Consider the following 13,497-nt stretch of genomic DNA (forward strand, 5'->3'; position numbering starts at 1 on the left):
TTTTGGCATATTCATGCCAAAACACCTCGCGGGATAGTGGTGTGTGAACAGTAACAAAAATGGCACTTATTTCGCATTTTCGAGTAATACACCACGAGTTCTGTCAACAAAACGTAAAAAACAGGACATTCCGCATCTCTGCAAAATGTCCTGCCATTTTTATTTCTTAACTATATTTTAATTACTGCGCTAACACAAATTACTGCTCTGTCAGTAATTACCCTTTTTTATTCTTCGGCTTTATCCACTTTGCTTGCTCTTGCTTCGATTTCTTTTGCCTGGATATCATTCGGAGCCTGCTCGTAGCGTGCAAATTCGTAGGAGAATTCTCCGCTTCCACCTGTCATGGAACGCAGATCTGTGGAATATCCGTAGATCTCAAGCTGAGGTACATCTGCCTCGATAATCGTATTTCCCTGATGGTCAGGAGTCATACCAAGAACACGACCGCGGCGTTTGTTCAGGTCACCCATAACATCACCTGTGTATTTATCCGGAACTGTTACTTTCATGGATACGATCGGCTCTAAGAGTACAGGTGATGCATCCATGAAGCCTTTTTTGAATGCAAGGATGGTAGCCATCTTAAATGCCATTTCTGAGGAATCTACCGGATGATAGGATCCATCATACAGAGTAGCTTTCACACCAACTACCGGATATGCAGCCAGAGGTCCCTTTAATACGCATTCCTGCAGACCTTTCTCAACTGCCGGGAAGTAGTTCTTCGGAACTGCACCGCCGACTACAACCTGCTCAAATACATAAGGTGTTTCCAGATCGCCTGACGGCTCGAAACGCATCTTGACATGACCATACTGTCCATGTCCGCCGGACTGTTTCTTATGTTTGCCTTCAACGTCTGAATTCTTACGAAGGGTTTCGCGGAACGGAACCTTCGGTTTGCTCAGTTCTATATCTACTTTATAGCGTTCTTTTAACTTATTGGCGACAATGTCCAGATGCTGATCACCGATACCGTAGATCAGGCTCTGACGGTTTGCACTGTCGTTCACTACACGGAGTGTCTTATCTTCACTCATCATCTTGGCAAGTGCCTGAGAGATCTTATCCTCATCACCTTTCTTCACTGCTTTGAATCTCTTGCAGGTATAAGGTGTGGAGATAACTGCCTTCGGATAGAAGATCGGATTTGCCTTTGTTGCAAGGCTGTCACCTGTCTGTACACTGTTTAATTTGGCAATGGCACCGATATCACCTGCATGAAGTTCAGGAACCTCGATAGGTTTGGAGCCTTCCAGTACATATAATTTGTTCAGACGTTCTTCTTCGCCCTTCTCTACGTTTACCAGAGTATCATCGGATTTGATAACACCGGAGCATACCTTGATAAGAGAATATTTGCCGAGGAACGGGTCTGCGATAGTTTTCCATACATATGCGGATTTCGCTTTTGTGAAATCATAGTTTGCTTCGAAGATCTCATTTGTCTTCTGAGCGATTCCGTTGCAGGAACGTTTGTCCGGGCTTGGGAAATATCCGCAGATATCATCCAGTAAGTTGGATACACCGCGAAGATTGATCGGTGAGCCCATGCATACAGGTACGATAGATGCTTCCTGTACGTTCATTGCAAGTGCTGCGGAAACCTCTGTCACTGAGAATGTATCACCTTCAAAATAACGGTCCATGAATTCCTCGCTGGTCTCTGCAACAGATTCCATAAGGATATCGTGATATTTCTCCAGATATTCATCCAGGTATTCAGGAATCGGGCATTCCTCTTTCTTACCTTTATCTATGTACTTACGTCCTGCCTGTTTTACAACATTTACATATCCTACAAATTTGCCATCTTCACGAATCGGGAAGTGAAGCGGTGCGATCTTCTTGCCGTAGAGTTCAGTGAGCTGTTCTACTACTTTACGGTAGCTGACATCATCTACGTCCATATCTGTGACGAAGATCATTCTCGGAAGTTTATATTTCTCACATAAGTTCCATGCCTTCTGTGTTCCAACCTGAACGCCTGCTTTACCGGAAACTACAATGATCGCTGCATCTGCTGCGCTTACTGCTTCTTCTACTTCGCCTACGAAATCGAAATATCCGGGAGTATCCAGCACATTGATCTTTACCTTATCCCACGGTACCGGGATCAATGTGGTAGAAATGGAAAAATGTCTCTTAATCTCTTCTTTGTCATAATCGCTGACAGTATTTCCGTCTTCTACTCTTCCGAGACGGTTAGTCATTCCTGCTAAGTAAGCCATTGCTTCTGCCAGTGTAGTTTTGCCAGCGCCCCCATGACCTAAAAGGACTACATTTCTAATTCGGTCAGTTCTAAATACATCCATGTTGCGTACCTCCCTGTTTGTCTGTTATGTTATTGCCGCCTGTAACGTCCGCAGCAACGATATGGCTATATATTACTAAATTTTTTTATATTTTTCAAGTATTTTATGAAATTTTAACATCTTTTTTTATGAACTTCTTGTAAATTGATGAGCATTTTATATATTTTCAGTAATTTTTACGGATTTTGACTGTGAATTTTATCTCAAGTGTACAGCTACTGACTGATTTTGATTATACGAATATTTGTAGTGCATCGTTTTTTCAGTTGACTATAACAGTCCTCGTAACCAGAGTGCGAAAGACATGGAAGATATCTTCATATGATACGGCGCTTGCTTTGTCGCTTTAAATTATTTATGTATAAAAGTGCCGTATGAATTGACTTTTCAAATCATATCCTTTAAAATAGTAAATTATGAAATCATGTAACTGTTCCGTATTTTCACAGTTACGAATAATGTTACCTGAAAGGATGCAAAAACCACTATGAAAACTATCGGTTTTATCGGTCTCGGACTGATTGGCGGATCAATTGCCAAGGCCATCCGAAAATACCATGAAGACTACCGACTTCTTGCTTATGATCAGAATCGGGAAACACTTGCTGCAGCAGTCAGCAGCAATATGATCGATGCTGTATGCGAAGAACATGATGAGCGTTTCAGGAGCTGCGATTATATTTTCCTGTGTGCTCCTGTAGAATTTAATGTAAAATATCTTGAATATTTCAAAGAGAATATCGGTCCTGACACGATTCTCACAGATGTTGGAAGTGTCAAGGGCATTATCCATAAAGAAGTGGAACGTCTTGGAATGGAATCCCGTTTTATCGGAGGTCATCCAATGGCCGGTTCTGAGAAGACCGGATTCGAAGCTTCCAGTGACCGTCTGATCGAGAATGCTTACTATATTATTACTCCGGGCGGTGAAGTTGCACTGGAACGCCTGACAGATTTCACAGAGATGATCTCTTCCCTGGGTGCGATCCCGATGGTCCTTACAAGTGAAGAACACGATTTCATCACTGCCGGAGTCAGCCATCTGCCTCATATTATCGCTTCTGCACTGGTAAATCTTGTCAATATGCTGGACAGTGAGCAGGAATATATGAAAACGATTGCAGCCGGAGGTTTCCGTGATATCACACGTATTGCTTCTTCTTCTCCAATTATGTGGGAGCAGATCTGTGTTGAAAATAATCAGAATATCTCCAATGTTCTGGATGACTACATTCGTCTGCTGGTTCAGATTAAGTGTTTTGTGGATAACAAGGACTCTAGGAGTCTGTATCAGATGTTTGCAAGTTCCAGAGATTACCGTGATTCTATTGATGTGGTAGACAATGGTCTGCTGAAAAAGGCTTATGTCCTGTATCTTGATATCGCGGATGAGGCCGGCGGTATTGCTACGATTGCCACTATCCTTGCGATGGAGAAGATCAGCATAAAAAATATCGGCATCATTCACAACCGTGAATTTGAGGAAGGTGTCCTCAAAATTGAATTCTACGACGGAATTTCTATGGAAAAGGGTGCCGCACTCCTTAAGAAAAGAAATTATATTGTCTACGAGCGCTAAACAGATTACCCTTTGACATTCATTTCAAAAATATTTTGTCAAAAGCAGATTGCTGTAAATAGCTGCAGGGAAATACAGAAATATTATAAAAACAGGCAGGAATCAGATATGGAAATAAAAAAACAGACAAACCTCAGAGGAGAACTTACTGTACCTGGAGATAAATCCATTTCCCATCGTGCAGTCATGTTCGGTTCTCTCGCACAGGGTACTACAAAGATCACACATTTTCTTGAAGGAGCTGACTGTCTCTCTACTATCTCCTGTTTCCGGAAAATGGGAATCGATATTGAAAGAAATGCTTCCGAAATCCTCGTTCATGGAAAGGGACTTCACGGACTCAGTGCTCCGTCTGAAACTCTGGATGTGGGAAACAGCGGGACTACCACAAGACTGATCTCCGGAATTCTGGCAGGACAGTCTTTTACCAGCGAATTAAACGGCGACGCTTCCATTCAGTCCCGTCCAATGAAAAGGATTATGACTCCTCTTCTGTCGATGGGCGCTGATATCGTAAGTCTGAGGGGCAATGGATGCGCACCTTTGCGTATTACAGGAAAGTCTTTACATGCCGCTCATTATCAGTCACCGGTTGCTTCCGCACAGGTAAAATCCTGCGTGCTTCTGGCTGGTATGTATGCAGATGGGATCACCAGCGTTACTGAGCCGGTACTTTCCAGAAATCATACAGAGATCATGCTGAATTATTTCGGCGCAAATGTGACTTCCCGGGGAACAACTGCTTCTATTGAACCGGAGCCTGTACTGAACGGACGCGAGATTAAAGTTCCCGGAGATATTTCTTCTGCTGCTTACTTTATCGCAGCAGGGCTTCTTACTCCCGGAAGTGAGATTCTTCTTAAGAATGTAGGCATTAATCCCACCAGAGACGGAATGCTTCGTGTATGCAAGGCTATGGGGGCTGATATTACTCTGCTGAATGCAAGTACAGAGGGTGAGCCTACCGCTGACCTGCTGATCCGCACAAGCAGTCTTCACGGAACCACTGTTGAGGGTGAGATCATCCCCACACTGATTGATGAAATCCCGATGATCGCTGTGATGGCAGCTTTTGCAGAGGGGACTACTGTTATCAGGGATGCACAGGAGCTGAAGGTAAAAGAATCCGACCGTATCGCAGTGGTAACAGAAGGACTGAAACGCATGGGAGCTGATATTCAGCCAACTGATGACGGAATGATCATCCATGGGGGAAAACCACTTCATGGTGCTGAGATCAATTCTTATCTTGATCACCGTATTGCCATGTCCTTTGCTGTTGCAGGTACAATTTGTGACGGTACACTTACCATTAAAGATGGGGACTGCGTTAAAATTTCCTATCCGGAATTCTATGAAGATCTTTATTCTCTCGGAAAATAGCAACTGTCATTTATAATTATGCTGCTGTCAACATATCATTTTTTATGTTTGTTGACAGCAGCATAATTTTTACTGTTCACCGGTAATATCCCGCAAGGTGTTTTTTTATCCTGCATATCTTTTGTCTTTCTGTGCATACTTTTCATAATAAAGCATGATTTGCAATTCCTATTTACGGTATCTTCATACTCTCTCAGATTGTATTTTTATAGATACTTGAGAAATTTTATCCAAAATAGTCTTTTCTTTTTCCGACAAATCAGTTATAATGTGAATCGTCAGAAGATTGTTATTATTTTAACATTATTTGATTTGTTTTACTATAGCAGGATTTCACACTCTGATGGTCTGGATTAAGATGCATTATTTATGAGGATTGCTATAAACACTGATATTATAATTTTCACGGTGAGTATACCATACAGGTATACAGCCAGAGAGGAGCTAACATTTATGAAAATCTTATTTTACGGCACAAAAAACTACGACGAAGAATTTTTCGAAAAGCTTCTTCCTTCCTATCCGGGAATTACAATTAAATTTACCGAAGCAAATATTCACGAAGAAACTGCTTCCCTTGCAAAAGGATATGAGGCAATCTGCGCTTTTGTAAATGCTGATCTGAGCACTCCTGTTATCGAAGAGCTGAATGCTCAGGGTGTTAAACTGATCCTTATGCGCTGCGCAGGATATAACAATGTAGATCTGGAAACTGCTCACAAATTCGGAATGAAGGTTCTGCGTGTTCCGGGATATTCTCCAGAAGCTGTGGCTGAGCATGCAATGGCACTTGCGCTGACAGCAAACCGCCACACACATAAAGCATACATCAAATGCCGTGAGAATAACTTCTCCTTAAGCGGTCTGATGGGACTTAATTTCTATCAGAAAACTGCCGGAATCATTGGTACCGGGAAAATCGGCCAGGCAATGGCAAAAATCTGCAAAGGTTTTGGTATGAGAGTTATCGCTTACGATCTTTTCCCGAATAAGAGTCTGGATTATCTGGAATATGTATCTCTGGATGAACTTCTGGCGACCAGTGATCTCATCAGTCTTCACTGCCCGCTTACAGAAGAAACCAAACACATCATCAATGAAGAAACCATCGCCAAGATGAAAGATGGTGTAATTCTTGTAAACACTTCCCGCGGCGGTCTGATCAAGACAGAGGATCTGATCTCCGGAATCCGTGATCATAAATTCTTTGCAGTCGGTCTGGATGTTTATGAAGAGGAAACTGATTTCGTATTCGAAGATATGTCCGAGCGTATTCTGCAGAGTTCCATTACTCAGCGCCTGCTCTCCTTCCCGAATGTAGTGATGACTTCTCATCAGGGATTCTTTACAAAAGAAGCACTGACTAACATTGCCGAGACTACTCTCGAAAATGCGAAAGCATTTATGGATGGGAACGAACTGAAGAACGAGGTTCTTTCCTGATAATTACAGAAATATGATCAGGGGGCTGTCGCAATAATAATTTCAGCGACAGCCCCCTTGTGATTATTTTTCAGTTTTCGTTTTAGTTTCTGATTTCGTTGTATCTGCAGAATCTGATGTTTCAGTTTTATCCGCAGATTTTTTTGCAGAAGAATCCGAAGTTTCTGCTTTATCTGTAGTTTCTGTTGCATCTGTAGTATCTGTAATGTCAGTGGTTTCATCCTCAGGCTCATCAATCTGTTTCATATCCTCATCAGAAGTATCTGCATCCATTTCATTCAGCTCTTCTTCTGTCAGCGGTTCAAGATCATCCTGATAAATTTCCTTATTTGTAATATCATCTTCTGACTTCTTCCCACATCCGGCAAGGCCGATGGATGCCAGAAGCATTCCTGTAATCATAAAGTATTTTATTTTTTTCATTTTTGTCATCCTTTCGTCTATTCCACATAACACAAATGGTGTTTCATTTTCAGATAATATTTATTCTGCTGTTCTCAATCTGCCTGCCAGATCTTTTATTTCCTGTATGATATCTGCTCTGTCTCTGACCGGTACTTTGTCTGTACGATTCACATATACAGTACCCAGACTGCCACAACTCATCTGACGAAGCAGCATCTCTGCCGTACTTTCCGCTTTTTCTCTGGGTCCGATGCTTCCTGCTGTCAGCAGAACTGCTCCTGTTTTCTTCTTTGGAACAGGTTCTTCTTTACGGATATATCTGGCGCTAAAATAGGTCTGCAGTCTGCTCATCACTGCAAGAAGCATTCCCGTAACTTCTTCAAAATATACAGGAGATGCCAGAATAATGTGGTCACATTCTTCAATATACGAAAGAACCTCCTGCCATTCATCTTTGACTGCGCACCCTGCATGGTCAAAACACCATCTGCAATCTATACACGGGCGGATATCTGCCCTGTACGCATTAACCACTTTAAACTCTCCGCCAAGCGCTTCCTGCAGAATCCGGATCATATATGCAGTCTCACCGTTCTTTCTCGGCGAACCGTTAAATATCAGTGTTTTCATCTTTATTTGTCCTCATACTCTTTCCTGAGAAGTGCGATCTCTCGCGCCCATCCATCATCATCATTCGGTGTTTCCAGTATAAACGGGATTCCTTTTGTAACAGGATGTCTGATCACGCGCACCAGTGCCTCCAGACCAATTTCACCTTCACCGATTTTCGCATGACGGTCTTTATGGCTGCCAAGTCCGTTCATACTGTCATTCAGGTGGATTGCTTTTAATCTGTCCAGTCCGATCACACGGTCAAATTCCGCAAATACTCCATCAAGATTATTGACGATATCATATCCACCGTCCCAGACATGGCAGGTATCAAGACAGACACCCAGTTTGTCTTTCTGCTCCACTCTGTCAATAATTTCGCGCAGTTCTTCAAAGTTTCGGCCTACCTCACTGCCCTTTCCTGACATCGTTTCCAACAGTACTGTAGTGCTCTGTCTCTCTGCGAGTACTTCATTCAGAATCTCCGCAATCTTATCAATACCAGTCTCTGCTCCCTGTCCGACATGGCTGCCCGGGTGAAAATTATAATAATTTCCAGGTGTCAGTTCCAGACGTTTCAGGTCATCTGCCATTGTTTCTCTGGCAAAATCTCTCAGATTCTCCTTTGCCGCCGCGCAATTCATTGTGTAAGGAGCGTGCGCAACCAGCTTTCCAAAATGATTCTCCTGCGAAAGCTGCAGAAATTTCTGTACATCCTGCGGATCAATCTCCTTTGCTTTCCCTCCTCTTGGATTTCTGGTAAAAAAGGCAAATGTATTGCCTCCATTTGCAAGTGTCTGCTTTCCCATCGCCAGATACCCTTTAGATGAACTCGTGTGATTTCCTATATATAACATATATCATTCCTCTGTCTGTAATATTTATGTAACCTTTTGTCATAGTATTATAACAAAAATACAGTTTTATGAAAAGACTTATTTCTTGACGATTCTGTGAATTCTCTATATACTTTGAATATATCATATGATGATCATGATTTATTTTTTGTTGATTTTGATCATCTATTCAGATATCTTGACGATTCTGTCTCTTTATCAGTTTTTTCAAAATAAACATTGCATCCTCATCTATTATATATGAAAGCGAGAACTATACATATGAGCCCACAACCATCTAAACGTCCCCGGACAAAATCTTCTTCTGTCCGCAGAAAAGACATCTACAAAAAATCAAAATACTATCAGGAAAAAAAACAGAAACTGCTGATTGCAGCAGGTATTGGTGCCTTTGTTCTGGTTTTCATACTTATTCTGGCGGGTATCCGCGGATGCAGTAACTATATGAGTTCCAGACAGGCAGCAGCCAAAAATACTGTTTCCATGAACCCTTCTAAAGACAGCAGCAAAAAAATGTCCGCAGATTCTCAAAACACGGATTCTTCCAATGCTACGGTATCTTCTCCTGTTTCTCTGACACTCAGTGTTGTCGGTGACTGCACGCTTGGCACAGATGAAACTTTTGATTACAATACCAGCTTAAATGCTTATTATGAAAATTACGGTGCAGATTATTTCCTGCAGAATGTAAAAGATATTTTTTCCGCAGATGATCTGACTATTGCGAATTTTGAGGGAACACTCACCGATTCTGATGAACGGGAGGATAAAACATTTGCATTTAAAGCACCCGCATCCTATGCCTCTATTCTGACAAACGGATCTGTAGAAGCCGTAAATACCGCTAACAATCACAGTCATGATTACGGTGATCAGAGTTTCGATGATACTCTGGCAGCACTGGATGATGCAGGAATCGTTCATTTCGGATATGATGAAACTGCTGTTATGGATGTAAAGGGAATCAAAGTGGGATTAGTCGGTATCTATGAACTGTACGACCATCTTGAGCGCGAGCAGCAGTTAAAAGACAATATTGCAAAAGTAAAGGCAGACGGGGCACAGCTGATCGTAGTGATCTTCCACTGGGGTAATGAAACGGAAACCGTTCCGGACAGCAACCAGACAACACTTGGACGCATCGCGATCGATGAAGGCGCTGATCTTGTATGCGGACATCATCCGCATGTACTTCAGGGCATTGAAACTTATAAAGGCAAGAATATTGTATACAGCCTCGGAAACTTCTGCTTCGGCGGCAACAGTTCTCCAAGTGATATGGATACCATGATCTACCAGCAGACCTTTACTATTGATGCCAATGGGGTAAAAAAAGACAACGTGACCAATATCATTCCCTGCTCCATTTCTTCTGCTGCCTATGATGGATATAATAATTATCAACCAACTCCGGCAGAAGGTGATGAGGCAACAAGAATCCTTGGAAAAATCAATGAGCGGAGTTCCTGGATTTCTACTGCAGAAGGCAGTACTTTTACTGCAAAATATAACAGTAATAACGACTCCCAGAGCAGTTCTGCAGATACAGCTGCTTCAGATAGCGATATCGTTGATATGAACAGTTCAGATTCAGATGACACAGACGCAGAGACATACGACGAATCCTATGATACTGATAATTCGGACGCCGAATAAATGGAGCCTTCATTCATCCAAAATCACATCAATACTTCAAAAGAGCTGAAAAATCCAGTTAAGGACTTCTCAGCTCTTTTTTATATTTTTACTATGCTTTTATCAGGCAGATAAAAGCATCCTCTTCGCTACTTGCTCATAACCAAATAATTGATTGATATAATTATTTGGGGTGACATTATATGATAATCATAGCATCTCCAAAAGAGAAAAATCTGTACTTTTCCTGCACTGCAGTCTCATAGGCATGCATGATATTCTCCTTGCCTGCCAGCGCAGACACCAACATCACAAGTGTGGATTCCGGCAGGTGGAAGTTTGTGATCAGGGCATCGATCATTTTGAAATGATAGCCCGGATAGATAAAAATCTCTGTCCAACCGCTTCCGGATTTCAGAATTCCATCTTCTCCTGTTGCAGATTCCAGTGTTCTGCAGCTTGTGGTTCCCACTGCTATTACACGTTTACCTGCCTTCTTTGTGTCATTGATCAGCTTTGCCTGATCCTCCTCTACTATGTAGAATTCGGAATGCATATGGTGGCTTTCCACGTCATCTACTTTGACAGGACGGAAAGTTCCGAGACCTACATGAAGAGTCACATGAGCGATATTGACGCCTTTTTCCTTTACTTTTTCAAGAAGCTCTTTAGTAAAGTGCAATCCTGCTGTCGGTGCTGCTGCGGAGCCTTCGTTCTTTGCATAAACTGTCTGATAACGGTTCTTATCTTTCAGTTTATGTGTAATATAAGGCGGCAGAGGCATTTCGCCAAGCTGATCCAGGATTTCCTCAAAGATTCCTTCATAATGGAACTGGATCAGACGGTTTCCCTCGTCCACCACATCAATAATCTCACCTTTTAAAATACCATTTCCAAATGTGATCTTAGCACCCGGGCGTGCCTTCTTTCCGGGTTTTACCAGACACTCCCAGATATCATTCTCTCTTCGCTTCAGAAGCAGGATTTCAATCAGTGCTCCTGTCTCTTCTTTATGTCCGTATAACCGGGCAGGGATTACCTTCGTATCGTTGATGACCAGGCAGTCTCCCTCTTCCATATAATCCAGAACATCTGTGAAATGGCGATGCTCAATGCTGCCATCTTTTAAAGACAGATGCATCAGTCTGGATGAACTTCTGTCCTCCAGAGGATCCTGAGCGATCAGTTCCTGAGGAAGGTCATAATAAAAATCTGATGTTTTCATTTTATCTGCTCCTCTTCTTCCTTCCACTGTTTCCTTAACTGGCGCACATAGTTCCATTCTTTGTTTGTCAGATCAGCTTTCTTAAGAAGATCCGGGCGTCTTTTTGCCGTGCGGTAAATTGACTGCTCTCTGCGCCACTTTTCTATATTTGCGTGATGACCGGACATAAGAACCTCCGGTACCTTTTTGCCATGCCACTCTTCCGGACGGCTGTACTGCGGATACTCCAGAAGGTTTCCTGCAAAGGATTCTGTCTCACCGGACTCCTGATTGTTCAGTACACCCGGAACCATTCTGGAAATGGAATCCATCATGACCATTGCAGGAAGTTCGCCGCCTGTAAGCACGTAATCTCCGATAGATACGTAATCTGTGACGATTTCCTCCAGAACACGCTCATCAATTCCCTCATAGTGTCCACAAAGGAATACCAGATCCTCTTCCTGCGCCATTTCTCTGGCCATAGCCTGGTTAAATACCTGCCCCTGAGGAGTCAGATATACAACTCTTGGCTTTTTTGCCGTACGGTTTGCAATCGCCTCATAAGCAAGGTAAACCGGTTCTGCCTGCATCAGCATTCCGGCACCGCCGCCATAGGTATAATCATCCACTTTCTGATGCTTATTGAATGCATAATCACGAATGTTCACTGCCTCCAGTGTGAGGAGACCTTTTGTGATCGCACGTCCGGTAATGCTAGTATTCATGCCATTTTCAATCATCTCCGGAAACAGGGTTAAAACATGAAAATTCATTTATATTAATCCTTTCATCAGATGAATGGTCATTACATTCTTCTCCACATCCACATCAAGGATACATTCCCTGATAGCAGGGAGCAGAATTTCTTCGCCTTTGGCATCCTCTACTACATAGACATCATTAGCGCCTGTTTCCATTACATCTTTCAGAGTTCCAAATTTGCTTCCGTCTTCGAGAACTACATCCATACCGATCAGGTCTGCAATGTAATATTCATCTTCTTCCAGCTCCTGCGCTTCTTCTCTTGGGATCCAGAGTTCTCTTTTTTTATACATCTCTATATCATTAATATTATCAATTCCCCTGAATTTCAGGATTACAAGGTTCTTGAAATACTTAACATTCTCTATTTCAAGCTTTCTTTTCTCTCTGCCTGTGTCAAGCAGAACATATTCCAGATCCAGAAATCTGTCTGCATCTGTGGTAGGATATACTTTTACTTCCCCGCGTATTCCGTGTGTCGTAGTGATCACACCAACTTTTAATAAATCTTCCATCTGCTGACTCCTATAATTTTCATATCATACGTCATTTGCATTCTGCTTTTATGCCTGCTCACAGCGAATGCTGATCCATATTCCAAATCCGCTTAAACCCAAATCAGGAGCCATGGGATGTTCCACAGCTCCTGACCCTTATTTTCATTGCAGAATATCTACAATCACTTTTTTGCTGCTTTTTGAAGAAGCTGCTTTTACCACAGTTCGGATCGCTTTCGCAATTCTTCCCTGCCGTCCGATAACCTTGCCCATGTCAGCAGGTCCGACTTTCAGTTCAACGATGATCGCGTCTTCCTTTTCTGTCTCAGTAACAACTACTTCATCCGGATTTTCAACAAGAGATTTTGCAATTACTTCCACTAATTCTTTCATTACATACCTCCCTGACCCGTCCCCTGTGGACGCTGCAGAAATACCTTACATGGTAAATCTGAATTATTTTTCGATTCCGGCATCTTTGAGGATTTTTGCTACAACGTCTGTAGGCTGAGCTCCTGCTGCAAGCCATTTTTTAGCTGCTTCTTCATCAACTGTTACAGCGCTTGGCTCAAGGTTTGGATCGTATGTTCCGATTTCTTCGATACATCTTCCATCACGTTTGCAACGAGAATCTGCAACTACGATTCTATAAAAAGGTGCTTTCTTCTGTCCCATTCTTCTTAATCTGATTTTAACTGCCATTGTTTCTTTTCCTCCATTAAATAAAATATATTGTTTTCTTATGTTATATTACTGTTCAGCTATGAAACAGTAACTTTTATGTCAAAGCGTTATCCGC

At 42.2% G+C, this 13,497-nt stretch carries 13 protein-coding genes; 4 read left to right on the forward strand and 9 right to left on the reverse strand.

The features are described 5' to 3' along the window. Positions 1-227: 227 nt before the first annotated feature. The gene (locus G4417_RS04700) at positions 228-2,318 is read right to left on the reverse strand and encodes an elongation factor G (protein WP_173682874.1); all 2,091 of its coding nucleotides are present in this window, start codon (positions 2,316-2,318) and stop codon (positions 228-230) included. Positions 2,319-2,805: 487 nt separating this feature from the next. Between G4417_RS04700 and G4417_RS04705 the strand changes: the two genes are divergently transcribed. The 3 genes from G4417_RS04705 (at position 2,806) to G4417_RS04715 (ending at position 6,723) form a co-directional block, all read left to right on the forward strand. Then, positions 2,806-3,897 carry a prephenate dehydrogenase gene (locus G4417_RS04705; protein WP_173682873.1) on the forward strand — a complete coding sequence of 364 codons (1,092 nt, stop codon included), beginning with the start codon at positions 2,806-2,808 and terminating at the stop codon, positions 3,895-3,897. 108 nt (positions 3,898-4,005) lie between these two features. Next, the gene (gene aroA, locus G4417_RS04710) at positions 4,006-5,280 is read left to right on the forward strand and encodes a 3-phosphoshikimate 1-carboxyvinyltransferase (protein ID WP_173682872.1); all 1,275 of its coding nucleotides are present in this window, start codon (positions 4,006-4,008) and stop codon (positions 5,278-5,280) included. 453 nt (positions 5,281-5,733) lie between these two features. Then, positions 5,734-6,723 (forward strand): 2-hydroxyacid dehydrogenase, encoded by a 990-nt coding sequence (locus G4417_RS04715; protein WP_008704545.1) that lies wholly within the window; start codon positions 5,734-5,736, stop codon positions 6,721-6,723. Positions 6,724-6,786: 63 nt separating this feature from the next. On the opposite strand, the gene G4417_RS04720 is transcribed toward G4417_RS04715, so the two are convergent. The 3 genes from G4417_RS04720 to G4417_RS04730 are packed head-to-tail and all read right to left on the reverse strand — an operon-like array spanning position 6,787 to position 8,597. Continuing rightward, positions 6,787-7,146 carry a hypothetical protein gene (locus tag G4417_RS04720; protein ID WP_173682871.1) on the reverse strand — a complete coding sequence of 120 codons (360 nt, stop codon included), beginning with the start codon at positions 7,144-7,146 and terminating at the stop codon, positions 6,787-6,789. 60 nt (positions 7,147-7,206) lie between these two features. Next, on the reverse strand, positions 7,207-7,758 hold the full coding sequence (locus G4417_RS04725) for a flavodoxin family protein (protein WP_173682870.1): 552 nt from the start codon (positions 7,756-7,758) through the stop codon (positions 7,207-7,209). 2 nt (positions 7,759-7,760) lie between these two features. After that, on the reverse strand, positions 7,761-8,597 hold the full coding sequence (locus tag G4417_RS04730; RefSeq protein WP_173682869.1) for a deoxyribonuclease IV: 837 nt from the start codon (positions 8,595-8,597) through the stop codon (positions 7,761-7,763). A gap of 261 nt (positions 8,598-8,858) precedes the next feature. Between G4417_RS04730 and G4417_RS04735 the strand changes: the two genes are divergently transcribed. After that, positions 8,859-10,253 carry a CapA family protein gene (locus tag G4417_RS04735; protein WP_173682868.1) on the forward strand — a complete coding sequence of 465 codons (1,395 nt, stop codon included), beginning with the start codon at positions 8,859-8,861 and terminating at the stop codon, positions 10,251-10,253. A 178-nt stretch (positions 10,254-10,431) separates the two neighbouring features. Here the strand turns inward: G4417_RS04735 and queA are convergent, their stop codons facing one another. The 5 genes from queA to rpsP all read right to left on the reverse strand — a co-directional run bounded on the left by queA (position 10,432) and on the right by rpsP (position 13,400). Continuing rightward, positions 10,432-11,457, reverse strand: coding sequence for a tRNA preQ1(34) S-adenosylmethionine ribosyltransferase-isomerase QueA (gene queA / locus G4417_RS04740; RefSeq protein WP_025576906.1), 1,026 nt, complete (start codon positions 11,455-11,457; stop codon positions 10,432-10,434). Then, positions 11,454-12,212, reverse strand: coding sequence for a tRNA (guanosine(37)-N1)-methyltransferase TrmD (gene trmD / locus G4417_RS04745; RefSeq protein WP_008704678.1), 759 nt, complete (start codon positions 12,210-12,212; stop codon positions 11,454-11,456). Before trmD ends, queA begins: the two co-directional genes overlap by 4 nt. Beyond that, positions 12,213-12,716 carry a ribosome maturation factor RimM gene (rimM, locus tag G4417_RS04750; protein WP_008704681.1) on the reverse strand — a complete coding sequence of 168 codons (504 nt, stop codon included), beginning with the start codon at positions 12,714-12,716 and terminating at the stop codon, positions 12,213-12,215. It lies immediately after the preceding gene. Positions 12,717-12,860: 144 nt separating this feature from the next. Further along, positions 12,861-13,091, reverse strand: coding sequence for a KH domain-containing protein (locus tag G4417_RS04755; RefSeq protein ID WP_008704683.1), 231 nt, complete (start codon positions 13,089-13,091; stop codon positions 12,861-12,863). A gap of 63 nt (positions 13,092-13,154) precedes the next feature. Continuing rightward, positions 13,155-13,400, reverse strand: coding sequence for a 30S ribosomal protein S16 (rpsP, locus tag G4417_RS04760; RefSeq protein WP_008704685.1), 246 nt, complete (start codon positions 13,398-13,400; stop codon positions 13,155-13,157). Between the last annotated feature and the right edge of the window lie 97 nt (positions 13,401-13,497).

The organism is Blautia wexlerae (genome assembly GCF_013300825.1).
In the GTDB taxonomy this organism is placed as follows: domain Bacteria; phylum Bacillota; class Clostridia; order Lachnospirales; family Lachnospiraceae; genus Blautia_A; species Blautia_A wexlerae_B.